Annotated in this window: 22 protein-coding genes and 1 tRNA gene; 15 read left to right on the top strand and 8 right to left on the bottom strand. The window is 40.2% G+C overall.

The features are described 5' to 3' along the window. Window positions 1-183: 183 nt before the first annotated feature. Window positions 184-1,758, bottom strand: a complete 1,575-nt coding sequence (locus VB654_RS03625; RefSeq protein WP_323212083.1) for a hypothetical protein — start codon at window positions 1,756-1,758, stop codon at window positions 184-186. Window positions 1,759-2,025: 267 nt separating this feature from the next. Here VB654_RS03625 and VB654_RS03630 point away from each other — a divergent pair, with 267 nt between their 5' ends. Then, the gene (locus VB654_RS03630) at window positions 2,026-2,286 is read left to right on the top strand and encodes a hypothetical protein (protein WP_323212084.1); all 261 of its coding nucleotides are present in this window, start codon (window positions 2,026-2,028) and stop codon (window positions 2,284-2,286) included. A gap of 11 nt (window positions 2,287-2,297) precedes the next feature. Continuing rightward, window positions 2,298-2,744, top strand: coding sequence for a type II toxin-antitoxin system VapC family toxin (locus tag VB654_RS03635; protein ID WP_323212085.1), 447 nt, complete (start codon window positions 2,298-2,300; stop codon window positions 2,742-2,744). On the opposite strand, the gene VB654_RS03640 is transcribed toward VB654_RS03635, so the two are convergent. Further along, complete coding sequence (locus VB654_RS03640) at window positions 2,714-2,887, bottom strand: hypothetical protein (RefSeq protein ID WP_323212086.1); 174 nt, start codon at window positions 2,885-2,887, stop codon at window positions 2,714-2,716. The two genes, VB654_RS03635 and VB654_RS03640, sit on opposite strands and share 31 nt — an antisense overlap. Continuing rightward, on the bottom strand, window positions 2,884-3,108 hold the full coding sequence (locus VB654_RS03645; RefSeq protein WP_006196680.1) for a DUF433 domain-containing protein: 225 nt from the start codon (window positions 3,106-3,108) through the stop codon (window positions 2,884-2,886). The genes VB654_RS03640 and VB654_RS03645 overlap by 4 nt, the downstream gene beginning before the upstream one ends. Before the next feature lie 493 nt (window positions 3,109-3,601). On the opposite strand from VB654_RS03645, the gene VB654_RS03650 reads away from it, so the two are divergent. Beyond that, complete coding sequence (locus VB654_RS03650) at window positions 3,602-4,513, top strand: site-specific DNA-methyltransferase (protein ID WP_323212087.1); 912 nt, start codon at window positions 3,602-3,604, stop codon at window positions 4,511-4,513. Between the two features lie 142 nt (window positions 4,514-4,655). Here the strand turns inward: VB654_RS03650 and pyrE are convergent, their stop codons facing one another. Further along, window positions 4,656-5,276, bottom strand: a complete 621-nt coding sequence (gene pyrE, locus VB654_RS03655) for an orotate phosphoribosyltransferase (RefSeq protein WP_323212088.1) — start codon at window positions 5,274-5,276, stop codon at window positions 4,656-4,658. Between the two features lie 101 nt (window positions 5,277-5,377). Here pyrE and VB654_RS03660 point away from each other — a divergent pair, with 101 nt between their 5' ends. Then, the gene (locus tag VB654_RS03660; RefSeq protein WP_323212089.1) at window positions 5,378-5,812 is read left to right on the top strand and encodes a hypothetical protein; all 435 of its coding nucleotides are present in this window, start codon (window positions 5,378-5,380) and stop codon (window positions 5,810-5,812) included. A gap of 68 nt (window positions 5,813-5,880) precedes the next feature. Here VB654_RS03660 and VB654_RS03665 read toward each other — a convergent pair. Continuing rightward, window positions 5,881-5,953: transfer RNA gene (locus VB654_RS03665), tRNA-Ile, on the bottom strand. Between the two features lie 345 nt (window positions 5,954-6,298). On the opposite strand from VB654_RS03665, the gene VB654_RS03670 reads away from it, so the two are divergent. Further along, a complete protein-coding gene (locus VB654_RS03670; protein WP_323212090.1) occupies window positions 6,299-7,000 on the top strand; it encodes a hypothetical protein in 702 nt (233 codons plus the stop codon). A 63-nt stretch (window positions 7,001-7,063) separates the two neighbouring features. Continuing rightward, on the top strand, window positions 7,064-8,428 hold the full coding sequence (locus VB654_RS03675) for a hemolysin family protein (RefSeq protein WP_323212091.1): 1,365 nt from the start codon (window positions 7,064-7,066) through the stop codon (window positions 8,426-8,428). A gap of 84 nt (window positions 8,429-8,512) precedes the next feature. On the opposite strand, the gene queC is transcribed toward VB654_RS03675, so the two are convergent. After that, the gene (gene queC / locus VB654_RS03680; RefSeq protein WP_323212278.1) at window positions 8,513-9,187 is read right to left on the bottom strand and encodes a 7-cyano-7-deazaguanine synthase QueC; all 675 of its coding nucleotides are present in this window, start codon (window positions 9,185-9,187) and stop codon (window positions 8,513-8,515) included. A 631-nt stretch (window positions 9,188-9,818) separates the two neighbouring features. Between queC and VB654_RS03685 the strand changes: the two genes are divergently transcribed. The 4 genes from VB654_RS03685 (at window position 9,819) to VB654_RS03700 (ending at window position 15,175) form a co-directional block, all read left to right on the top strand. Next, window positions 9,819-10,901 (top strand): Gfo/Idh/MocA family oxidoreductase, encoded by a 1,083-nt coding sequence (locus VB654_RS03685; RefSeq protein ID WP_323212092.1) that lies wholly within the window; start codon window positions 9,819-9,821, stop codon window positions 10,899-10,901. A 721-nt stretch (window positions 10,902-11,622) separates the two neighbouring features. After that, the gene (locus VB654_RS03690) at window positions 11,623-12,774 is read left to right on the top strand and encodes a ParM/StbA family protein (RefSeq protein WP_323212093.1); all 1,152 of its coding nucleotides are present in this window, start codon (window positions 11,623-11,625) and stop codon (window positions 12,772-12,774) included. Window positions 12,775-12,779: 5 nt separating this feature from the next. Next, window positions 12,780-13,265 (top strand): plasmid segregation centromere-binding protein ParR, encoded by a 486-nt coding sequence (locus VB654_RS03695; RefSeq protein ID WP_323212094.1) that lies wholly within the window; start codon window positions 12,780-12,782, stop codon window positions 13,263-13,265. A gap of 1,058 nt (window positions 13,266-14,323) precedes the next feature. Then, complete coding sequence (locus VB654_RS03700; RefSeq protein ID WP_323212095.1) at window positions 14,324-15,175, top strand: SDR family NAD(P)-dependent oxidoreductase; 852 nt, start codon at window positions 14,324-14,326, stop codon at window positions 15,173-15,175. A 49-nt stretch (window positions 15,176-15,224) separates the two neighbouring features. On the opposite strand, the gene VB654_RS03705 is transcribed toward VB654_RS03700, so the two are convergent. Beyond that, window positions 15,225-15,794: a hypothetical protein gene (locus VB654_RS03705; protein WP_323212096.1), complete on the bottom strand. Its 570-nt coding sequence runs from the start codon at window positions 15,792-15,794 to the stop codon at window positions 15,225-15,227. Between the two features lie 49 nt (window positions 15,795-15,843). Between VB654_RS03705 and VB654_RS03710 the strand changes: the two genes are divergently transcribed. Continuing rightward, window positions 15,844-17,331, top strand: a complete 1,488-nt coding sequence (locus VB654_RS03710) for a glycosyl hydrolase family 57 (RefSeq protein WP_323212098.1) — start codon at window positions 15,844-15,846, stop codon at window positions 17,329-17,331. A gap of 235 nt (window positions 17,332-17,566) precedes the next feature. Here VB654_RS03710 and VB654_RS03715 read toward each other — a convergent pair whose 3' ends face one another. Further along, on the bottom strand, window positions 17,567-18,925 hold the full coding sequence (locus VB654_RS03715; RefSeq protein WP_323212099.1) for a sensor histidine kinase: 1,359 nt from the start codon (window positions 18,923-18,925) through the stop codon (window positions 17,567-17,569). A gap of 879 nt (window positions 18,926-19,804) precedes the next feature. On the opposite strand from VB654_RS03715, the gene VB654_RS03720 reads away from it, so the two are divergent. The 4 genes from VB654_RS03720 (at window position 19,805) to VB654_RS03735 (ending at window position 25,452) form a co-directional block, all read left to right on the top strand. Next, complete coding sequence (locus VB654_RS03720) at window positions 19,805-20,860, top strand: permease (protein ID WP_323212100.1); 1,056 nt, start codon at window positions 19,805-19,807, stop codon at window positions 20,858-20,860. A 197-nt stretch (window positions 20,861-21,057) separates the two neighbouring features. Continuing rightward, the gene (locus VB654_RS03725) at window positions 21,058-21,828 is read left to right on the top strand and encodes a TIGR03943 family putative permease subunit (RefSeq protein WP_323212101.1); all 771 of its coding nucleotides are present in this window, start codon (window positions 21,058-21,060) and stop codon (window positions 21,826-21,828) included. Between the two features lie 25 nt (window positions 21,829-21,853). Next, window positions 21,854-23,347 carry a hypothetical protein gene (locus VB654_RS03730; RefSeq protein ID WP_323212102.1) on the top strand — a complete coding sequence of 498 codons (1,494 nt, stop codon included), beginning with the start codon at window positions 21,854-21,856 and terminating at the stop codon, window positions 23,345-23,347. A gap of 632 nt (window positions 23,348-23,979) precedes the next feature. Beyond that, window positions 23,980-25,452: a hypothetical protein gene (locus VB654_RS03735; RefSeq protein ID WP_323212103.1), complete on the top strand. Its 1,473-nt coding sequence runs from the start codon at window positions 23,980-23,982 to the stop codon at window positions 25,450-25,452. The last annotated feature ends 302 nt before the right edge of the window (window positions 25,453-25,754 follow it).

A 25,754-nucleotide genomic window follows, 5' to 3' on the forward strand; every position in this document is an offset into this window, starting at 1 on the left:
CATATCATTGTCTGAAAAATATTTATAATTCAATTTCACGCAGAGGCGCAGAGTCGCAGAGAGTTTTCATGAGTGTTTATGATAACTCATTAAACTGACTTGACATAACGTGAATTTGATGAATAGGAAAGTGCATAAAGCTTGCTATGTATCACTTTTTTTCAACAGGGATAGAGCAGGCGATCAGGAATACAACTTAGCCTCTAACTGTTTTAATATCCACTTAGGATCATTCTTATCTCCTGTGAAAAATTTCCAAGCTGCAAAACCGGCACCAGCAGCAATTACAGCTGCACCTCCAGTCATGACACCAACTCCACCAAGAGCAGCCATGATAGAACTATAAGCTGCTGCTCCTGATAAAGTGCTAATTGCTGTCCCTGTACTAGCAACACCAAAAGCACCCATAGCAGCCCAAGCTGTACTAACAGCAGCAGCACTTGTTGCAACTCCAACTCCGGCTGCAATTCCTAATTTCTTCTTATCTTCAGCATCCATTTGGCTAACAGAAGCAACAGAGACTAAAGCCGCTGCACCAATTAACGCGGCTCCACCCGTTGCTACTGCTAATCCTCCTAACATTCCTAAACCACCCGCAGCTACAGAGCCACCACCTAACAGAGCTAAAGTTGCATTAGTCGCTGCACCTCCAGATAATGTACTTATAGCTACTCCTGTTCCTGCTTTTATTCCAGTTGTTGATGCAATTTGTATAGCAGTTGGGACTATTCCAGCAGCTTTATTCACTGAACTACGGACTTTTTTCACTTTGGCAAAAACATCATCATTTTTCTTTCCGTTCTGATTGCTCACTGGTTCACGCATTAACTTGTAAATTACTTTACAATCATCTGGTATCTGAGAATCTAAGATGAGTGAGTCTAATAATTTCAAATTTGCTTGCTCGGAAACTTGTTTACCATCTCTGAGTGCAACATAGTTACTAAGTATCTCGGATTTGTATGTACTACTTTTGATGCTAGAACAATTATCAATTATATCTACTATAAATAGATCAGCCGTACTTGCTCTAGCAGTCACACTGTAACGAAAGTATATTTGTTTAAGTTCATCAAGCAATGAACTATTTTGAATAATCGTATCAAGTTGATTTAAAATATCAAAATCAGCTATGTTTTCTCCGGCTTTGATACACTGATATGTTCCTCTAATAAACTGCCTCTCATTCTTATTTAGGTTAGATGCAGTTAAGGCATTTTCAATACATTGTTCTATTTTGCATAATCTAGAATTTTGACTTGCAATATTGTAGCGCTTAGAAACTGAAGAATTGACTTGAGATGATGAAACAATAAAATCTAATAAATTTAGAGCAGGTAAGTCATCTATAGATTTAGCATCGCTAATATTCTGGTATACATTCGCACATTTTTCTTTGCTTGTTAACTTAATATCCGCATTGTTGATTAAGTCATATATTATTTTCTCTATGTTTGTACTATTGTCAAACAATGTATGGACAGTGATAATAATATCATTTTCATTATCTATATATTCTGGTGAAAAATTTTCATAAATTTTACTAATAATTCCTTTAAAAGAATTCTTATTTTTCTGTAAATTACGTTTTTTCAAGCGTAGTTTAGTTTCTTCCAAACAGTTAGCAGGAATTTTTACTTCATAGGTTTTTCCTGACCTTGATGTAACTTGTTGCGTTCCACCTTGCTTGGCTGTTCCATAAGCTACAAAAATGTGCTGTAACTCGTCTTGTTGAACTTGCATATTTTGTTCTGTCATGACTAAATAGTATAGTAAGAGTCGGGGTAGGAAATATACTAGTCAATTGTGACTATAAGTCTAAGTAATTAGCAACCGAATAAACACTTATAATTATGCAAATAATTTGGAGAAAAGCAGTATTATCAACCATACCCTCAAATGACAGCTTAAAAAATAAGGGTATCAAATGACAGAAGAGCGATCGCCTGTAGTAAAGGGTGCGATCGCTTTGAGATAAAATAGAATAAACCAAGTATTTTTTCTGTCTATCCCAACGAGTTACAGATGAATTATTTAGACCTACATCAAAAGATTGAACAACAGATATCTGAACTACCACCAGAACAGCTTGCCTTAGTTAGTGATTTTCTTGACTCTCTTCAACCTAAAATTACGGTAAATGAACGCCAACTGCGTCGCATCTCCCCAATCAAGCGAGGTAAAAAAGCAGGTGATTTGCTACGTTATGCTGGAACTTGGCATGGTAATGATCTTGAAGATTGTCTGCGTTTAGTTGAAGAAACCCGTTCCCAGGCGCAGTTTTAATCTTTGTTACTATGTCTTATTTGCTCGATACTAATCACTGTAGCTACATTATCAATGGCAATCCTAAAGTTATCGATGCCTTAAAATCTTGCTTTGCTACTACAGTTTGCATTAGTATTATCACTTATGCTGAACTACTGTATATGACAGAAAAATCAGAAATGAAATCTCAAAATTCTGGTTCAGTCCAAGCATTTTTGTCAGAAATTGACCTGTACTTTCTTGATGAAGAAACTGCAATGATTTACAGTCGTCTTAAAACATCTGTTTTTAATCATTTTGCACCCAAGGAAAAAAGTAAACGTCGTAGTACTAGTATTGAAAATTTAGGATTTAGCGATCATGACCTTTGGATAGCAGCAACAGCTATTCAGCACAGCCTCACTCTCGTTTCTGCTGATAGCGATTTTAGCCGAATTTATCAAGTTCAAGCTTTTTCATTAGAGTCATGGGCATAACTGCTGGTGTTGATGGGTATTTTTGTAAAATTTTTAGCGTCGCGGAGTCCAATATCTCTTAATGAAAAGGCTTCTATAGCAAAAGTATTTGTTATCCAACTTGCCAATGTTGGCGGTAACTGAGCATCAATCCAAATATTCATGCTGTCAACCGGACAAAATCAGTGCGACGTGCAGCAAACAAAAGACAAGCTTGAATATCTTCTGGTTCTAAATCAGGAAAGTCCTCTAGAATTTCGCTAACGCTGACATTTTCCGCTAACATCTCTAAAATGTCGCTGACTCTAATTCTCATACCTCGAATGCAAGGACGACCCCCACATTGACCCGGAATTTGCGTGATACGAGTCAATAATTCACTCATTGAATTAATGGTTTATTGGAATATAAAATTATATTTTAACATAATTTTGATATTATAAATTGCCTATATACGCTTTTTTCGACATTTTCAATGTTCATGATGATTGTTATATACAGATTTTATTGCTTAATTTATTTTGATAAAATGTGCGATCAAACAGAAACCTTTGAGAGAAAATTTATTAGAAATTTTAGCCGACTGGCGTAAAAACTTAGAACTGAGAGATAATTTAAGTAGGGAAAAAGATTGCCAAAATTCCCATTGCAGAACGCACGCAGTTACTTCTTTCTTTGGCAAATGTATCGCGTGAAGAATTGTTAGAAAAATTTAGAAAAGATTAAAATTATAATATCTTTTTCAAAAGTGCGGCGATCGCATATCATGAAATTAGCAAGCTGACAAAGTGCGATCGCTTGGAAAAAAGAACATAAACCAAGGATTTTTTTATCAATAATTTATTACTATATAGTTTCAACACTCTCTAAATTTTGAAGTGCTAGAAGAAAAATTTACAGAAAAAGAATTACAACCTTTAACCCAAGGATTTCAACTACAATATACACATCCTCACGGAAAACTTTATCAAGGTAATTCCCTAGATTGGCTGAAATCACTTGACTCGGAAAGCATTGATCTAGTTTTTGCTGACCCACCTTATAACATTAAAAAAGCTGAGTGGGACAACTTTAAAAACCAAGAAAAATATATCGAATGGTCTATTCAATGGATTAGCCAAGCTTCACGTATTCTCAAATCTACTGGCTCTCTTTATATTTGTGGATTTTCGGAAATATTAGCTGATTTAAAACATCCAGCATCAAAATATTTTAAAAGTTGTCGTTGGTTAATTTGGCACTATAAAAACAAAGCTAACTTGGGTAATGATTGGGGACGTTCCCATGAAAGTATCATTCATTTTCGTAAATCTGATTCCGTTAAACTAAACATTGACGATGTGCGAATTCCTTATGGCGCACACACACTAAAATATCCCTCTCACCCCCAAGCCGAAACCAGCGCCTACGGAAAAGGAGCAAAGCAGAAACATAATAACTGGACACCTAATCGAAAAGGAGCAAAGCCTAAAGACGTAATAGAAATTCCTACTACTTGTAATGGAATGGATGAAAAAACACCCCACCCAACTCAAAAACCAGAAGAATTAATCAGAAAATTTGTATTAGCATCTTCTCAAGCAGGAGATTTAATTATTGATCCATTTTCAGGTTCAGGAACAACTGTTGTAGTTGCAGAACAACTTAATCGTTACTGGATGGGATGTGATCTAAATATTGAGTATAACTATTGGGCTACTAAACGAATAGAAAATGTCCGTCGCCTGACCAAAGAAGAATGGTTAGCCTTTGATCGCAAAAATGCTGAAAGAAGGGTATCTATCAGATGAAGATAGAAAGTTTGTAGTCAGGACTTTAGTCCTGAATTAAGGGCTAAATCACCAGAATTTTACTGAGATGCTTCTACAAGTATTGAGATAGAAATATCGAAAATTGTGTTGGGAGAGTCGCAGCGCGACCCTAATTCCCTAATTAATTAGCTAATTCTTGATATCGTTTTTGCAGGTCAGTAATCGTGAACACCGTCTGAAAGTTCAACCCCATCGACTGGTAAAACTCTGCGCCACCTTGTAGTCGGTCTACAAGTGTAATTACGGTATCAACTACATAACCAGCCTCCCGCAGACGCTCAACGGCTTTCATGGCTGATTTTCCCGTAGTTACCACATCTTCCAAAACAATGACTTTTGCACCTTCGGGCAAATTAGGCCCTTCAATGTAAGCCCTTGTGCCATGACCTTTGGCTTCTTTACGAATAATCAATGCTGGTATGGGGCGATTTTCATAGGCAGAAACCACACTCACTGCTGACACAATGGGATCAGCACCTAATGTTAAACCTGCTACAGCTTGAGTATCTGGAGGTAAGAGGGATAAAAGAATACGACCAATTGCTAAAGCTCCTTGGGGGTGCAGCGTTACCTGCTTACCATTGATGTAGTAAGAACTGCTTTGTCCCGAAGAAAGGACAAAATCACCTTCTTGATAAGCGAGTTGGCAAAATAAATTTAGTAGCTTGTGGTGCAGGGTATTTAAGTCAGTAGTAGCTGCACAAATATCAGATTGGGTAAAGGTTTCAGTAGTATAAGTCATTACAAAACAGGCAAAATTATGTTACACCAAAGGTTGAACTGATGAGAGTTCTGAAATTAAGCATAAGTTACGATTTGCCCAAAAGTTGAGGAGTACAAAATATGGGGATAAAATTTCAAACCTTTGGTGGTTTATTAGCGTTGCTAGTTTCTGGTGTGGCTTTTCCTGCTGTTGTGGTTGCTCAGACGGAAACACCCAATTATGAAACGACAAATGATACATTTGAACGATCTTTTTTCCAGAACGATCGCAACTTCTACGAAAATAGCACTCCCAAGCGTCAAATAGACGCATTTGTGGGTACTGGTTCGATTTTGCGTAATTCTTTCCCAGAAAATGAAATCTCCCGTGATGCTGAGTTGGTTAACATTCTATATCGTGATGTTCTCCAACAGCAGGTAGGCAATGATCCCTATCTTCGCACACCAGATTTACCAAATCCTTATGACACATCAATGCTGATGTCTCCTCGCTTTAATGCTAATAGGCTGAGAGTTGGGACTGAGTTTCGGTTTGAAAATGTGACAAGACGCTAAATCTCACCTGGGGGGCTGGGAAACTAAAGAGACGCGATTAATCGCGTCTTTACTCAGCGCTGAAAAAATCCAGGGTGCAGGAGTTGAACCTGCCTTGGGCAAATTATGAGTTTGCTGCCTCAACCGCTCGGCCAACCCTGGTCGAGTTTCCATTATAGCGTAATTTTACGGCTTGTGTAGACTCAATAATAGTTTATCAGATATTTATACTACTGGCGTGGCCAGCTTAAAATGATGCAAAAAATTGTAGTTGGGTTGAGGAACTAAACCTAACATCATTGTTGTCAGTCCACTACTAGGCGGTAGCGGGGCGGGTTTATGAAAATTATCATTGGTAATTGAGCATATCTGTAAACCCTACATCAAGGCTGTTCTCATTTATGTGAAAATCGCTATATATTTAAAGTATTTTTAGGTGGGAGCTACGCACCGTTTTTTGAATACGCTTAGAATAGACCAGGATTTTTCCGCAATAACTTGTCAGCGATGAAAATAAATTCCACTGTTTTTTTAACTTTAACGTTGTTAATTCTGATGCTGGGTGCAGGTTCTGTGAGTGCTTTCTTAGGCTTTGAGATGGGGAGTTCAGCGCTCAAAGGTGTTACAACACCAGATGGCCGCCCTACTACCAAATTTTCTAGCAGTAAAACCAATAACTCTCAAGAGTTAGGGGTAGCATTATTGAAAGAAGATGAGATCCTGAAAATTGTCAAGGCTAGAATTGAAGGTAAGACTAAGGCAGCTAAATCAGACAAGTTAGAGGAAAATGACGAGGAAGCTAGTAGCAGTAGGCAAAAGCCCAAGGAACAACCCCCAGCAGTGGTTGCAGAAAAACTGCAACCAGGATTCCCCGTGACTGCTGAAAGTGAGGGTGTAACTTTTGCTGTGCAATCTGTTCGCTACTCTGGCGGTGACTTATTAATGAGAGTGAATATGCAGAATAAAGGTAGTGATTCTGTGCGCTTCTTGTATAGTTTTTTGGATGTTAGCGATGACAAAGGACGAACACTCAGTGCTAGTACAGAAGGTTTACCATCAGAATTACCTCCCGATAGCCCAGCCGTTGCAGGGACAGTAATTATTCCTACGGCTTTATTAGATGATGTCAATAAAATATCTCTGTCTTTAACAGATTATCCTGCTCAAAAATTAAAGCTAGAGGTGTTAAATGTTCCTGTAGAAAGGTAGAGGAGGAGTGGGTAAAAGTTCTTTGTCTACCTCAGACCCGATATTTAATCCCAAAATGGGGGCGTGATTTTTACACGAGCTTTGGCGGTGAGCGGTTTTTCTAGCTTAATTTGGACGGATGTGGGGCTGAGATTGTTATCAGTGCTATTGCTGATTGCGATCAATGCTTTTTTTGTGACGGCAGAGTTTTCAATGGTGACAGTCAGGCGATCGCGTATCCATCAGCTGGTTGAGGCTGGTGATATTCCGGCGATCGCTGTTCAAGGACTACAACGTAGTATTGAAAGATTATTATCTACAACTCAGTTAGGTATTACTCTTTCTAGTTTGGCGTTGGGATGGATTGGTGAAAGTTCGATTGTGGTACTGGTGAAGTTATGGATCAAATCCTGGCCTTTACCCTTACAGACGAGTAATGTGATCGCTCATTCCTTATCAATTCCCATCGCCTTCTTTTTGATCGCTTATCTGCAAATTGTTTTAGGTGAATTATGTCCTAAATCAGTAGCGATGTTGTACTCAGAAGAACTGGCGCGATTTTTGGGGCCTTCTATTAAAGCGATCGTCCGTTTTTTTAATCCCTTCATCTGGATTCTTAACCAATCAACCCGGTTTTTGTTAAGAATTTTTGGCATTGAATACACTGGACAAAGTTGGCGATCGCCTGTGACTCCAGAGGAATTACAGCTGATCATCTCCACAGAAAGAGAATCTACTGGTTTAGAGCTTTCAGAGCGAGAATTGCTCAATAATGTCTTTGAATTTGGGGATGTTATAGCCGAAGAAGTGATGACTCCCCGCACTAGCATTGCAGCCTTGTCAAAAGATGCTACTTTCCAGACTTTACTTCAGGAAATGATTGCTACTGGTCATTCCCGCTATCCCATTATTGGAGAATCTTTAGATGACATTCTCGGCATAGTTTATTTTAAAGATTTGGCACAACCCCTAGCAATGGGGAAATTGACCCCAGAAGCAAGTATCCAACCGTGGATGCGTCACGCCCGCTTTGTACCCGAACAAACCCCCTTGAGTGAACTATTGCCTATGATGCAGCAAGAAAAGCCAGCTATGGTCATAGTTGTTAATGAATTTGGTGGAACTGTGGGATTGGTTACTATCCAAGATGTAATTGCTGAAATTATTGGAGACGCAGGCGAACCTGACAACATTGACGACTTGCTGGTGGAAATGTTAGACAACCAGACATTTTTAGTGCAAGCCCAAATCAACCTCGAAGATTTCAACGAAGTTTTACATCTCCACTTACCTTTAACAAAGGAATACCAGACTCTAGGGGGCTTTGTGCTGTATCAACTCCAAAAAATCCCCGTCAAAGACGAAGTATTCTACTATGAAAATCTAGAATTTACCGTCGTGTCAGCTGTCGGACCACGCCTCCATCAAATTCAAGTGCGACGCTTGTAGAAAGTGCTGAGTGCTGAGTGCTGAGTGCTGAGTGGGGGAGTGCTGAGTAGGTTTCTTTACCCTTGCTCCCTGCTTCCAGTCGCCCTAAGCGTAAGGTAATGGGTCTTGCAAGCCCAATTCGGCAAAGGCTGCCAGTCTTAAACGACAAGAATCACAGACACCACAAGCCACATCGTTACCTGCATAGCAAGACCAAGTTAAATCCCAAGGAACTCCCAATTGGTTGCCAACTTGAATGATTTCAGTCTTTTTTAAATCAATTAGGGGGGCAACAATTTTGATAGGTTTGCCCTCACGTCCTTGTTTGGTTCCTAGCTGGAAAACTTTCTGCATCGCCTGGATATAGTCGGGACGACAATCAGGATATCCAGAGTAATCTAGGGCATTTACACCAATATAAACCCGTTCAGATGCGATCGCTTCCGCATATCCCAGCGCAAAACTTAAAAAGATCGTATTCCGTGCAGGTACGTAGGTGACAGGAATATTTTCAGACATTTGCTCAAGCGATCGCTCTTGGGGTAAATTAATTGTGTCATCTGTCAGTGCCGAACCCCCCCATTGTCGTAGATCAAAATTGACCACCTGATGTTTAACTACACCAGCTTTTTCAGCCACTAGAAAGGCTGAATGTAACTCTCGTCGATGTCGCTGCTGATAATCAAAAGAAATTGGGTAACATTCATAACCATCCGCTTTGGCTTGATACAAAACTGTGGAAGAGTCTAATCCTCCAGACAATAAAATTACAGCTTTCATCTCGGTTTTAACTTTTGGATTTCCCATAGCCAAATTACACTTCAACAAAACGCCATAAACAATGCTACAGTCCTCCTAAACCCATTTTGGTTACGGCGGTTTTTACTGTATTCACCATAGCCAAACAAAACTACCTATACCAGCATCTGAAAAAAGATAGACGGCTCAATATGTAGAAATTGCAGAGAATTATGCAAAAATTGTTTGAGTGTTTCGGCGGTGGTAACTCCCAATATATTCTTTTTTCATACCACCATCACCGTGCAGTTTTTTCTGTCTGTACTTTTAATAACAAAATAATCTGATCTTTGAATTATGCCAAGTTAAAAATTGATCCAAGTCATTAATTGCCTCACGGTTTTTATGAGTTATTACTTACGTCTCACTGGGTTTAGCAAGTCAATAAAAGAACATCTCATATTTTATGTAAAGAACAAAATATTGATCAATTTACAACTGAACACATAAAAAAAGCCAAATTTGGGGAACTGATTACAAACTTTGAAATTCTTCATAAATGTAACCTCTATGTTACCATCTGGATGGTTTTCGACAGAGCATAACTGGCTTTCAAGTATAAATGCCAACGGCCGTAGCGTCTCTAAATTTGGTGGTTGAGGAGAGAATAATAGTGCAAAATAGCATGTCAGTGGCAGAACCAAATTCATATACACAGCGCAGTCAACCAAAACCAATTCGCATAGGCGTAATTGGGGTGGGTAACATGGGACAACATCACGCTCGCATACTGAGTTCAATGAAAGATGTTGAACTAGTGGGTGTGTCAGATATTAATGTAGAACGAGGGTTAGAAACCGCTAGTAGATACAAGGGACATTTTTTTGAAGATTACTGTGATTTGCTACCCCATGTGGAAGCAGTTTGTGTTGCTGTCCCCACTAGGATGCATTACGCAGTAGGCATAAACTGTCTTTTGGCTGGAATTCACGTTTTAATCGAAAAGCCCATTGCTGCCAGCATTTCTGAAGCAGAATCGCTAGTAAATGCTGCGGCTGATTCTCAATGCATTCTGCAAGTGGGGCATATTGAGCGTTTCAATCCAGCATTTAAGGAACTGAATAAAGTTCTGAAAACAGAAAATTTGCTGGCCCTAGAAGCTCATCGCATGAGTCCTTACTCAGACCGAGCAAATGATGTTTCAGTGGTTCTGGATTTAATGATCCACGACATTGACCTACTATTGGAACTAGCTGCTTCTCCAGTGGTAAAGTTAACGGCTAGCGGTACTCGTTCTTTGGATTCTGGTTATTTAGATTACGTCACAGCTACCTTGGGCTTTGCCAACGGTATTGTTGCTACTTTAACTGCCAGCAAAGTTACTCACCGGAAAATTCGCCGCATTGTGGCTCATTGCAAAAACTCATTTACAGAAGCAGATTTTCTGAATAACGAAATTTTAATTCACCGACAAACAAATCACAATACTCTGACTGACCATCGACAAGTGCTTTACAGGCAAGATGGTTTAATTGAGAAAGTTTACACCACTAACGTCCAACCTCTGAGTGCAGAATTAGAGCATTTTGTCAATTGCGTACACGGTGGAAATCAACCTTCGGTGGGTGGTGAACAAGCCCTCAAAGCTTTGAGATTGGCAAGTTTAATTGAGCAAATGGCTTTGGAAGACCGCGTTTTGAATCCATTAGACTGGCAATCTGAATCGAGAGTACAATCATTGACCCCAACAGTTTAAAAGAGGAATGGGGCATTGATAGTGGAAAATAAAGTTTTCCCATTGTCTGTTTGCCCCTACTCCGTGGTTTTTTTGAGCAGTAGTAAAACACTGGTTTGATTGGCAAGATAGTCAAGCACTATTCTTTAATGGCCTAAGACTGGGAATCACACTTTTATTGCTTTGCTCCCAGGTATGAACAACTTATTGAGTTCTGTCAAGCCTAGTGGGACTAGCTGCGTTTAATCCGTGCTGTTAGCCTTCGTGTAGCGTGGCATTTGCCAGTATATACCCGTATTAACTACCTTGGCGGTTGCTAGATTAGCAATATATACTTGCTATTGTTTCTATTTTATACAATTATAAGTAGCAAGGTGTGAGTAAATTTGCTAACGTATTGTAGATGCGTATTGGTAGTCAGTACGAACTTGTGGACAAGTCCCTGGACTCTAGACATATAATCGTGCTGAGAATTTGGTTTCTAGGATTTTTGGCTAGTTACTTAAACGTCAACCCAAAAACACTAGAAGCTCAAATATACTGATTTTATTGAGAATTGAGGGTTAAGACTGGTAAAAATTCGCCCACACTACCCTAAATGATGCTGAAATTGTGATTGTTTAAGCTAAACATTTGACGTATTTCTAGCTACACTTGACTGAACCTAGAATTTTTGGTAGCTCAAATGTTTGTAAGATGAGCATGATAAATTTTTAAAGTTAAGTAAGGATTAGGAGCTTTCATGACAGACCAACCTTCCGCAGCTACCCCAATGAATGCCGCTGCCATACCTCTAAATAGAGTGTCAGCATCTACCCCGATGAATGCTAATCCTGGAACCAATAGGCCAAATGTTGGCTCTGGCAAAGCTATTCTCAGTGTTGATTTAGGCAGAACTTCCACCAAAACTTGTATCAGCCGCGAACCAGCTAATGTAGTGTTCGTGCCTGCCAACGTTAAGAAAATGTCCATAGAACAAGTTAGAGGTGGCGTTTTTGAAGCCAGAGCTACTGACCCTCTGATGGATTTATGGCTGGAGTATCAAGGCAATGGATATGCTGTTGGTCAACTAGCAGCAGACTTTGGCGCAAACTTAGGAGTCGGCCAATCTAAAGTAGAAGATGCACTGGTAAAAGTGTTAGCAAGTGCGGGCTACTTCAAGCTCAAAGACGAAATCTCAGTTATACTGGGTCTACCTTTTCTTTCTTTAGAGCAATTTGAAAAGGAAAAAGCACAGTTGACCAGTCAAGTAACTGGGCCTCATGTATTGAACTTCCGAGGCGAATCCGTTTCACTGAACATTACCAAAGTTTGGGTAATGCCAGAAGGTTATGGCAGTCTTCTTTGGACAGAAGCGCAACCTAAAACAGGTGGTAGAGTTCCTGATTTCACTAAAATATCGGTGGCAGTTGTCGATATCGGACATCAAACCATCGATCTTTTGATGGTAGATAACTTCCGTTTTGCTCGTGGTGCTTCTCAAAGTGAAGACTTCGGGATGAACAAGTTCTATGAAATGGTATCTGCCGAAATAGACGGAGCTGATAGTCAGTCTTTAGCACTGATTACTGCGGTCAACAAACCCAAAGGTGAACGCTTCTATCGTCCTAAAGGTGCAAGCAAGCCTACCAACTTGGATGATTTTCTGCCCAACCTCATAGAAATGTTTTCTAGAGACATTTGTAGTCGTGTGTTAGCCTGGTTGCCAGAGCGGGTAACAGACGTAATCATCACCGGAGGCGGCGGTGAATTCTTCTGGGAAGACGTTCAACGTTTACTCAAAGAAGCCCAAATTAATGCCCATTTATCTGCACCTTCTCGCCAGGCTAACGCCTTGGGGCAGTATATTTATGGAGAGGCGCAATTGTCTGCCGTTCGAGCTGCTAGGGCTTAAAACTGATGTTCCAATGGTCAAAAAAGGTAGTTAAATCGGTCACGTTCACCCCAGAGGTTGCTGATGAGAGTTTGTTAGCAGTTGTAGACAACTATTTAGAGCAACTACCTGACAAAACTTTTAGCGACATCTGTAAAGAAGCCCTATGGCAAGCTTTATGTGTACCGGAAACTGTAAAACCTAGTCCAAAAACAGCAACAACAAATTCGGTTGAACAAAAAATCGATGAGTTGCAACGTCAAGTGACTGACCTAGAGGAACGTTTTTTTGCTAAGGAATCTCATCGTTTGGAGTCGATAGAACACCATATTTTGCAACTTACGCAACAAATAGCGCATTTGGCTGTTATGGTGACTGAGCAGCCAGTTATTCAGTCTTCAACTCCATCAGCGACGGTACCAGAAGTAGCTAATACTACCTATGCTGATAACCCTCCAGAAGAGGTTGATCCCGTCATCAGCCGCCTAAGTCAGTTTCTTGATGATTTTTAAGAAAGAATTAGGTTTGTGAGCATTTTTCGCTCCTTTTAGCAATCCTTAATAGTTTTTACTATTAAGGATTATTAATATTTTAGAGCTTTAAAGTTTCTGTAAATATGCTGAACTAGATGTATAATAAATACGCCGAAGCTTAAGCCTTGATGTAGGGTTTTCTGTTCGCGTAGGGAACAGTTTCAGCTATCTGTCATCCCCAAATTTTCTGATTGATTCAACCCAAAATTCACACTTTTGATGGTACACCCTTCAATAAGCTGGCACCTACTTTCGGGTTTATCAGCCTCAACCCTGCAATTTATTTGGGTTTTATCTTTATTCAGCAAGCCCGATGTAGGACACCTTGCTATTGTGGTTAATTTTGCAAAAAGGCTTTGATCTCTAGACTCAACCACCACTTGAGTGACATCACAAGCACCGTACAAATATTTAACTAGAATAAATATTCCCATCACCACATAAACGAACCAAAGGAACCGCACCAGACACGGAGTTATGAGAGTTTGAGCGGCTTTTGGCTTGAGGTGGCTGAGTGCTTTTTTTATTTGGAAGTCTTTTGACTGCTACTATATTGCTTTATATTAAGAAATATTAAGAAATTCTTATTAAAGAATATTGCAATACATTGATTTAATTGTTAACGTGTGTATTGGTAACGATGATGGTGAACGCTCTGAATTTAGGAGAGATAAAACCTATGAGCTATGTCCATTCAGTCCATTGTGTGCGGTGTTGATTTTTGATCGGGAAAACAAGGCTGAAATGCCTTTAATAAACAATGCAGATTACTCCAGGAATATTTCGTTACCAAAGGCTTATTTATAAAGAGGAGGGGCGTTAGCAGATGCGACGAATCGCGTCTCTACAAAACCCAACTGATTTCGAGGTTTGAGTAATCAACACTGTCCTCACATATTGGACTACAGCTATATCTTTTAATTTCAATAACGACTGATTAATTGTCTTACCTTGTGCAAGCCAGCGAGTCGCTTTGATTGTATCTGTCGGCAATCACTAAGAGTAGGGTAAGACCACAATTTTGGAGGTTAAAACCGATGAATATTCAAGGTAAAGTTGCTCTAATTACTGGGGCTTCTCGTGGTATTGGTAAAGCGATCGCACTTGCATTAGCGCAACGAGGAATCAAGCGGTTGATTTTGGTAGCACGCGATCGCCAAAAACTCACCGCAGTGGCTGACCAAATTCAGGAAATGGGCGTAGAAACCACAATCTTGTCTATTGATTTAACCAAGACGGTGGAAGTCAATATTGCTGTAGCCCAATTGTGGCGCAACTATGGGCCGATTCATCTGTTGGTTAACTGTGCAGGTGTCGCCTATCAAACTTCCTTTTTGCAAACCAAACTACCCCAAGTGCAAGAAGAACTCTCAGTCAACTTATTGGGAATGTATAATCTCACCAGCCTCATAGCCAGACGCATGGTGAGTCAAAAACAAGGAACTATCGTCAATGTTTCCAGTTTGATGGGGAAAGTAGCTGCACCGACAATGGCGACTTACTCAGCCACCAAATTTGCCATCATCGGCTTTACCCAAGCCTTGCGGCGCGAACTCGCCGAACACAACATCCGGGTGATTGCTTTATTACCCACTCTCACAGATACAGATATGGCGCGGGACTTAAAATTATTTCGCTGGGTGATCCCCATGAACCCCGAAGAAGTAGCGGCGGTACTTGTGTCTGGACTACAAAAAGATGCACCAGAAATTTTAGTTGGTTGGCAAAGTCATTTAGCAGTTTGGTGTCAACGTCTAGCCCCTTGGCTGTTAGAGTTGATTTTACAAATCGCCACTCCGCCCACCTTGGCAAAACCACAGCGTCCCGTCAAACGCAGTTTTATGAGAAGAATTTACCGCTTTAGTGATTTATTGTGGTCAAGAACCTAAATTTTCTCTGTTTCTAAAATTCGCTCATTTTATCCTGCGGTCAATCACTTTAACTTTTCAGATAAAAACGGTAATAACCCACCAGGTAGAACACATTGACCGCAATTAGCATTCCCTTGCCCCAGTTTGTTAACGTAGAGCTAAATAGAAAAACTGTAGCTAAGAATACTAGTAAAAATTCCATCAAAGCCGCAATAGCACCATAATGATCACGATCCCAATAAGAAACGGGACTGATAAAACGGTAATTACTCAAAGGAAAAAAGTGCCGATGCGCGTCGTTGTTGTGGACTGGGAAATCTAACAAAGAATGTAGCACCATACTAATTAAGCCAATCTCGATCAATGGCCAATTCCAGAAATGGGCAATCAACAATCCCAGCACAGCCAGGGGGACTGAATGAAACGTACTCACAAGACCTTGCCAAAAAGGTTGATAATAAACCTCTGACCAAATCTGCTTTTCTGGCAGACGGTAAACAAACTTCATCACCAAGTAGAACACAAAGATGGGAACATCTGGTAAGACCGCACCGATGAGAATCGCTGGACTTGCCTGATCTCGTAGTTGTTGATTAAAAATGACCAGATTGAGAATTGCATGGCTGGGAGTATTCATGTAATCGGTGCAAAATGAATAGATTTAACTTATTTCGGAGCAAGCATAAATGCTGACATTACCTACCACGCTTCCTACTTTGCCCGAAATCATCGACGATTTACCAAATATCTCCGGTTGGGAAACAGAGGTGCTTTCTGTAGTTAACCATGATGCACCTGTCTTTTTACCCTCCACAAATATCCGCTTAGAGGATGTAAAAGCTGTATTTGCGATCGCCTTACATATGCACCAGCCCACCATCCCGGCTGGAGATAATGGCAGCTTAATCAGCAATCTGCAATATATGTTTGAACATACCCACGAAGGGGACAACCATAACGCCGCACCTTTCGCCCATTGTTATAGTCGCATGGGTGATTTGATCCCCGGACTCGTCCATCAAGGTTGCAACCCCCGTGTCATGTTGGATTACTCAGGTAATCTGTTGTGGGGACTCAGACAAATGGGACGCAACGATATTTTAGATAATCTCAAACGTATCACCTGCGATCGCACTTATCAACCTTATGTAGAATGGCTGGGAACAATGTGGGGTCATGCTGTGATTCCTTCCACACCCATAGCTGATCTTAAATTGCATATCGTCGCCTGGCAACATCATTTTGCTGCCATTTTTGGTTGGGACGCACTAGCGAGAGTTAAAGGATTTTCTCCCCCAGAAATGCACCTCCCCAATCATCCTGATACTTTATTTGCATTTATCAAAGCCCTCAAAGAATGCGGCTATCGCTGGTTACTTGTACAAGAACATTCTGTAGAAACAATTAGCGGACAATCTCTCACTCACAAACACTTACCACATCGTCTAATAGCTCGTAATTCCCAAGGCGAAACAATTAGTATTACAGCCTTAATTAAAACTCAAGGTTCAGATACTAAATTAGTCGCTCAGATGCAGCCTTACTATGAAGCTAAAACTTTAGATAAACAACAAGTAGGAAATGTCTTAATTCCACCCATTGTGAGTCAAATTGGAGATGGTGAAAATGGTGGGGTGATGATGAATGAATTTCCCAGTGCTTTCAAACAAGCTTGGGGTGATATGGTTAATCATGGGGGAGGTAAATCCGGTGTTGTTGGCGTGTGTGGTACTGAATATTTAGAATTAATCACAGCCGCCGGTTGTCAACCCGAAGACTATCCCACCTGTCAGCCGATAGGACAACATCAAATTTGGCAGAGAATTTCATCTGAAAATTGTCAAACTGAAACTGTAGAAACTGCTATTCAAGAATTAAAGCAAATTGACCCTAACTTTCATCTAGATGGAGCTTCATGGACAAATCATATTAGTTGGATAAAAGGATATGAAAATGTGATTTCTCCTATGTATGAATTCAGCAGTTTATTTCATCAAAAAGTTGATAATATATTGGCCACTAACTCATCGGCATACCGTAATCTGCTTTTACATAACCTGTTGCTGCAAACTAGCTGTTTCCGTTACTGGGGACAAGGTTCCTGGACTGACCATGCGCGGAATATTCACCAAAAGGGTGAAAAATTGCTGCAAACCATATCCCAATCCCAATAAAAACTGTAAATTAGTGAATTTAGAGCTATTTTAAAACCTGAGTTATTTTGTGTTTGTAGGTACAACTAAAAATTTCAATATAGTTGAATCTGTCTACCTTCATCATGGTTGAGTATTAATCTATCAGGGTGCATCCACTTAGAAAAAAACAGATAACCCACTATATGGATTATCTAAAAAAATCTATTTGCCAAAACTGGATGCTCCCTGTTGTATTTCATTCAACTGAAAACCGCTATATTAAAGGTAATAATATTTTAAATTCAGTTCCTATACCCAGTTGGGAATGTAAATTTAATTTACCACCATGTCTACCTACGATAATTCGATAACTCATTCCTAAACTAGTTTCTTGATCAGCCCAATTTTCTAAAGAAAAAGATTCCCTAATTTGCTGTTGGGTTTCTTGAGACATTCCCGGCCCATTATCAGCAATACAGACTGAGATCCAGCGAGAATCTGCGTTATCTCCTTCGTTATCTGCTAGAGAAATGACTTCTGTCGTAATTTCAATGCATGGTTTAGTAAAATGATTTTCAGGTTTGTGATTCAACTTTTGCCGCACAGATTCATTCAGTAAAGCATCTACGGATTGGGTAATAATATTCATTAATACTTGGTTTAATTGCCCGACAAAACAAGATATTGGTGGCAGTTTGCCGTAATTTTTTATTATGACTATTTCTCCTTTTAATCGGCTTTTAATTAGCAGAATAATCCCATCTATACAGGCGTGTAAATCTACTGGTTTGGGATGAACTTCATCTAGATAACAAAAATTTTGTAACCCTGTAACCAGTTTTTTTAATCTTTCTGCCCCGGTGCGAATGCTCGTCAGAACTTTTAATAAATCTTTTTCTAGAAAATCTAATTCAATTTCTTCTTTAAGATTGTTAATTTTTTGAGAGTTTTGAGGCAATTCTTTGTCATATTCGGCTATGAGTTTAAGTAAATCTTGACTGTAGTTAAAAACGTAAGTTAAATTACCCCAGATGAAACCAACAGGGTCGAGTATTTCGTGTGCTACTCCATCTACCAAACGTCCTAAACGTGCCATTTTGTCATTTTGAATCATTTGGGCTTGGTTGCGTTCGTAGCGCATCTGAGTTTCTATTCCCTGAATTTGCCAAGCGGCGATGTTGAGGTCATGTATATCTAATAATTTGTAGGTATTAGCTGCTGTTTGTACTACGATTGGTTCTGCTAAAAGTTCAGGCGATCGCCTAAGTGTGTGTTTTAGGGCTGTTAAAATTGGTGTTGTCCCCGGTAACAGCAAAATAGTTGTGCGTGTGTAACTATAAAGGACACCTAATGTTTCCTGAGCAAATAACTCTTGTCCATGAGGACGAATCAGAAATTCTAGCAGTCGTCGCCGTGAAATCATCCCCATAAATTCGCCCTGTTCTAACAAGATTGCTCCTGGTAGCAGGGGGGATTTTTCTAAAAAATGAGCAACTTCAGCGCCACTACAACTCATTTCTACCTGAAAATTGTATATTGGCAGTTCCTCTATGACTGACTCTAAACTGAGGTCGCGATCGCTACCAGGAGATAAAATTAGCGATGAGATGAAGGAATTAAATTCTTGTGGCACTGGTCACTCTAAAATATATATGTATAAAATTTAGCTGGTAATCAGCAAATATTTTTAGTTCTTCTAATCTCTGGTCAATTGAGAGATAGTGAAAAAAAGAATCAGCGTTGAGAATAATGGCTTTGGATGAATCTTAACAGAATTTACACATTCGAGAGCCGTTGCATATATACATCAATGGATTGTGAATAATTCCCTGACTGAAGAGGACATGGAAGAAGAAATAAGAAAAAATGCCACTCATCTGCGGGGAGTGCAAAGTAATTTCCAACTCCCCCTGCTTCTTTACCTCTTCTTTCACCTCAAAAAATGAGAGAATCTTATGTAAAAAGTGACGGTGTATCAGAATTTATGTCAGAGAGTTAAGTAAAAATACTCTTTGTTATTTACCCATTTATTTAGATATTAGTGTTGCAGTTTTGAGATTTTTATAGTAAAGAATCAACTATTGCTTATATTGGATTTTGTCATAAATCGCCAAAATTACAAAATTTAGCAATCAATAGCGATCCCCGAATGTTTAAACACTGTGAACACTTTATGAAATTTTATGGAAGATCACATCATGAAGCACTAGTTTACAGCAAGTATAACTATTACATAGTTAAAAGTCACGCAGCTAGATGTTTATTTCCCAAACTTGGAACAATTTCGGAAATGGGACTATCTTCAAATCAGTCAGCATCAGTAAATGCACACAATTAAACAAAACTATCTACAACTCGCTAGCATTACTCATCCCTGAAGCGTAACTAGAAACAGAACACTAACTTCCTGTTCAAATCAACTTGAGTTACCCATAGATGTTTTTGATCCCCATTCCGATAGAATAGCTAAACATAACCTAAAAACTTTCAACCGCTTTTGACTGCGACACCCATGAATCAACTGAACAATGGTTTCACTATATTTCTGAGTTTGCTAGTCGAGGCGATGCCGTTTTTGCTGTTTGGGGTTTTATTCTCCAGTGTGCTACTGATTTTTATCGATGAACGAAAATTAGTAGCTAGAATGCCCAGAAATCCGGTATTAGGTGCTTTAGCAGGCAGTCTCATTGGCTTTATGTTCCCGGTGTGTGAGTGCGGTAATGTTCCCGTAGCACGGCGATTACTGATGCAGGGAGTACCCACACCTGTAGCCATTGGTTTTTTGCTGGCAGCACCAACGATTAACCCCATTGTAATTTGGGCAACTTGGTTAGCCTTTCGAGACCAGCCAGAAATAGTAGTTTTGCGAGTGATATTTTCGCTCTTAATAGCCGTAATTATTGGGATTGTGTTCAGTTTTCAGAAAGATGTAACTCCTCTTGTCCAACCAGCGATCGCTCGTTACCTGAAATTCAACCCACCAACCCAACCAGAAAATAAACGTCGTGGGAGAGGTTACGCAGCACCACCAGAGACAAAAGTACCCAGCGTCTTGAAATCGGGGACTTATATTTTAGGCGGAAAACCAGGACTGACTCAGCGCTTAGATCCTAATTTAATCCAGGCGACCACCCCAACCACTAGTTCCAGTAAATCTGTTGCGGATAAACTACGCCTCGTTTTGGATAATGTCGTCCAAGAATTGCGAGAATTGGGCGGTGTAATGGTTTTAGGTAGTGCGATCGCCGCTTCTGTGCAAGTATTTGCTCCCCGTGACTTAATTCTCAGTTTAGGTGCAGGACACATTACTTCCATTGTCGTCATGCTGATATTAGCCACAGTTGTATCAGTGTGTTCCACGGTAGATTCATTTTTTGCCCTGTCATTTGCCTCAGCTTTTAGTAGTGGTTCCTTGTTAGCATTTTTAGTATTTGGCCCTATGGTTGACATCAAAAGTATTGGATTGATGTTAACTGTTTTTAATCCCAAAACTATATTTTACTTATTTGCCTTAGCTGCACAATTGACTTTTTTGTTCACACTGTTTCTAAACTTGTATGTGCTTTAAGTCAGTGAACAGTTATCAGTAATTAAGGCAGATGCTAAGGAATTTCGACCCGCAATCAGCCTTTACGGGAATTTAGTTATTTAGTTTTCAATTTATTCAGTCAACACCAAACTAGCGGGATTCTTCAACTCAAATATTTCTTGTGACTGATAACTGCTACATTCTTTCCCCCTCCCCCCTTTCCTCTTTTTTGACCAATGGCTAGAAAAACCAAAATTCCTCTGCAAAATATTTTATTCCCGTGGATTGATGCTTTAGCAGTGACAAGTTGGGGCATTTTAATGCTGCAATACTGGTTATCAGGCAAATTGTACTTGTTGATTCACCCCAACTTTTTTGGGTTAGTTGTTGGATGTGGTATATGTTTGGTAATAATTGGTTTGTTAAAGATGCGAGAGATTTGGCAGCAACGTCGCCGGGTGAATACATCATCTAATCTTCAGCATATTAATCTGTTTCCCCCTGGCTGGGGTAGTGCTTTGTTATTAACTGTTGCGATTTTGGGTTTAATGATTACACCCCGCGTTTTTGCCAGTGACACAGCCATGCAGCTGGGTGTATCTGATTTACTATCCTCCGGACGCGTCCAACCTCAATCTTTCCGTCCTTCTATTCGCCCAGAAGATCGCTCACTGGTGGATTGGGCGCGGACAATTAACGTTTACCCAGAACCAGACTCATATACAGGTCAAGATGCCAAAGTTCAGGGATTTGTGATTCATCCCCCAGACATAGGAGAAGAGTATATTTTCTTAGCCCGATTTGTGCTGACTTGTTGTGCCGCAGATGCTTATCCTGTCGGATTGCCAGTCAAACTACCAGAAAACCAAAAACGCTATTCTCCTGACACTTGGCTGGAAGTAGAAGGAAAAATGATCACAGAAACTTTAGCAGGTAAACGCAACTTGACTATTGCGGCTACCTCCATCAAAGAAATTCCCCAACCCCGAAATCCTTATAGTTATTAACAACTAATTACCGAATAATTGAAAGATGGCTACATCCAAGACATTTATCCAACCACTAGATCGCGTGGCGATCGCACTGATGCTGCTACTGAGTTTGCTGATTGGATTCATGATACTCAAAGGTGATGTGGTGGCAGTTCGTGTCCGAGAATTTACTTGGCAAAATCAACAAATTGGAGCTGACGACGTTTCCTTCACCCTCAACTTTAGTCGCCCAATGGATATCAAAAGCGTAGAGGAAAACTTGAGAATTGAGCCGCCCCTAGCAGGTAAATTCAGTTGGGCAGGACGGCGGATGGTTTATACACTGCTGACACCAGCACCATACGGTACAAATTACGAAGTGCGGTTGCAAAACGCAAGAGATCGGTTTGCGGAAAAAGAAGGAAAAAATCGAGTCATACAGCCCTTTACAGGTAACTTTAGATCCCGCGATCGCGTCATTATATACATAGGAGCTGAACCAGAAAATCAAGGTCAGTTAGTTCTTTACAACTTAACCGAAGAGAAGAAAAATATAGTTACCCCTAAAGACCTGATTGTTATGGACTTTCAGCCATTTCCAGATGGGGAAAAGATTTTATTTTCGGCTCGGACCTCCAATAACCAAGACCTATTATCAGCTCAGTTATATACAGTCACAACAGGCATTTCTGCACAGCCTCAAATACCAGCAGAAGCCGCAGGTAAAGTTGACCTAGTTTTAGACAATAAACAATATCAAAACCTCAAATTTGATTTATCGCCAGACGGCAAAACAATTGTTGTGCAGCGCGGGAACAGAAACAATCCCAGCGATTTTGGCCTATGGTTTATGCCCACCACCAGCGATACCAGAGAAAAACCTACCCCTCGACAGCTTAAAAGTCAGCCAGGGGGAGACTTTATGATTACACCCGATAGTAAAGCCGTAGCAGTTGCCCAAGGCCAAGGAGCAGCCATTCTACCTCTACAAACTGATGCCAGCAAACCTCTTGATTTTCTCCCCCAATTTGGCTTAGTGCAGTCTTTTTCCAAAGACGGTTCCCAAGCAGCAATGGTCAAATTTAATACAGATTATACAAGAGATTTGTTTTTAGTCACCAACCAAGGCATTCAGAAACCTTTGTTAAAAACTACAGGTTCTATCATCAATTGCCAATTTGACCCGGCTTCACCCACCCTCTACTGTTTGCTAACACAGCTAGTATCTGCCGAAGAATATATAGAACAGCCTTATTTAGTGGCAATTGACCTGAACACTGGAGAACAAAAACCATTGTTGTTACTGCCAGTCGAACAGAGGAATGTGCAAATGAGTTTAGCACCAGATGGTTTGGGGTTGCTTTTTGATCAAGTGATGCCACAAATAGATCCCATACCCTTAACTGCAAACGCACTCAAGACCGAAGATGGCGAAGCGATCGCCTCTAGTAGCCTGTGGTTAATGCCTTTGTTACCCATTGGTGATGCTACCAACAGCACAATTAAACCGGAAAAACTACCTTTAGTGGGATTTCATCCCCGTTGGTTGCCTTAAGGAGTGCTGAGTGGGGAGTGCTGAGTGGAGAGTGCTGAGTGCTGAGTGGGGAGTGCTGAGTGCTGATTTAGGAAATATGCAGCATAAATGTTCATAAAAGTCAAGTAGGTTCAAACCCTGTTTCTGCATCTGTCAGCCAGCCTGTATAGTAGTAGCATTTACATAATTCTCCTTAATTGGTGAAGGTTGACGGAAGATAAGCTCTTAATGTTATAAAGAAGGCTAGTTAAAAATTTTCTTACCTTGAGGTTAGGGAATGCCAAAACAGGAGCATTGAGTCATAACTAATCACTCACAGTTGGTAAAAGTCTAACTTAAGCTTCTGAAGTCAACCCTGACCAAAAGAGTCAGGGGAGCAGGGGGTAAGGGGGAAGGATTCAGGATTTTCTCTACCAACAGGGATACAAGCCACTAAATTTATTTATGAACATTAGAAAAAAAATTATTTCTCTTGCTTTGCATCTAGAAATAATTTGTCCTTATTTCAAGCCCCTAAATTTATTTATGGGTTTCTCCCCTGCCCCTTTTCCTCTTCTTTGATTTGACTTAATTGACCAGCAATACTGAACATTTTTTAAGTGAGTGGGTCAAGAGTCATAAATAAACCTGACACCTCAAATAACAGGGCTGGAATGGAATCCCTAAATTCTGATAACTCGCTACACCCTGAGCAGCCTAGCTGTCCATTTTACTCAATTGTGCCTTTTGACAATATGGCAAATAAACAATTGCCGCTGCTCAAACCTGCGGTAGAACCACAGCCAGAGGAAAAAACTCCTGACTCCCAGCAGGATACAACTCAGCCTGACTGGGTTGTGGAGCCTAATAGCGAACAACAAATACTTGTTGATACTGAATTTCAAAAGCTACTGGCATTGAATGAAGAATTGCGCTCGGCAAATAATCACTTGTATCAGGAAGTAGAACATCTTAAAGATGACTTCGCTGAATCAGAAAAAGCTTTGCAGTGGCAAAAAAGGCGTTCCAGTGTCGCCGAGACTATGCTTAATCAACAAACCAAAGAACTGGCCGCAGCCCAAGCACAAATTAAATCTCTATTCCAAGAGTTAGAAACAGCCGTACAAACTGTTCAGCGCCAAGAAAACCTTATTGAAACTTATAAAGCACAACTACAAATTAGCCAACAGCGATTAGCTCAGTTAGAGCGAGAATGTGCGCTCCTACAAACTAACTATAACGAACAGTCTCAACAGGCATCACAATCAGAAAATACTTGTCGAGAACTACGTAGTAGGCTCATGCGTCAGCAACGCCAGACTCTACAATTCAAAGCAGCTCTGGAAAAATGTCTGGAGTCACCTGGCGTAAATGATTCTAGTGACGAAACAGCCAACCAACAAACAAGATTTTCGCGCAAGGCTCGGTCTTTATTTCCTAATGTGCAACCCATTAGACCTTGGTCAGCAGAATCAGAATCTTATGGCGAGCAATTCGATTCTCCGGGGAATCAATGTATGGCTCCACCTCCATGCAGTCATGATTCTCAGCCAATGCCATTATCGCCGGACAACTTGCCGAACAAGGAAGAAACACCAATTGTTTCAGAACCAGTGACTTCAGAAATTAACGATTCTCCAACTACATCAGAAACTATTTCATCACTGGGATCATCGAAGCTAGATACTCAATTGGATAGTCTGATTCAAATGTTTTTTACGGCTGAACCTGCATCTGCACCTACGTCGTCACCTCCGGCGGAAAATCATGAAGACAGCAATCAAACGGAAGCACCAACTTGGGAAACTTGGCAGAAAACCAGGGACGATGATCAGCAATTTGAAGAATCGGCAAAACAGGAAGATTCTCCCTCTTCATCTGTAAATAATTCACTAGAGTCTTTCACTGTGCCTTTGAGCGAGACGACTATAGATAAATCATCTAGTGAAGCGTTGGAAAATTATTGGTTAAAAAACTCACAATTGCATCAGGCTGATTTCGTTGCAGATGATTTTGAGGAATACGCCCATGATCGTCAATCACCCTCACCAGTGGTTTATCCTCAGCGTCCACCTAAAGGGCGCAAATCTTTGTCATCAGTGGAATTACCAAATTTTCGCATAAGTAATGAGTATAATAATCAATGATTTTGCATTATTCAAAACTCAGCACTTTCCTAATGGTAGATTCAGGTGTGGCTAACCTAGTACAGCACGGCGTAAATAAAGCAACCATTTAAAATCCTTGAAAAGCCTGTTTGATGAGCTTTTTGACTTTTGACTTTTGACTTTTGACTTCCGCGTAGCGGTACTAGCCGACTGGCGTGGCAAAACTAAAATAGTGCATTATGTTTTTCTTGTGCAACAGGCAAGATGCTTGTTCTGGGAGGGCTAGAGAGCTTACCCCACAATATTTATGCTTAAGCACAAAATTAGCTGTGTCACGCCAC

Origin of the sequence: Nodularia sp. UHCC 0506 (genome assembly GCF_034931045.1) — a bacterium.
Lineage (GTDB): Bacteria > Cyanobacteriota > Cyanobacteriia > Cyanobacteriales > Nostocaceae > Nodularia.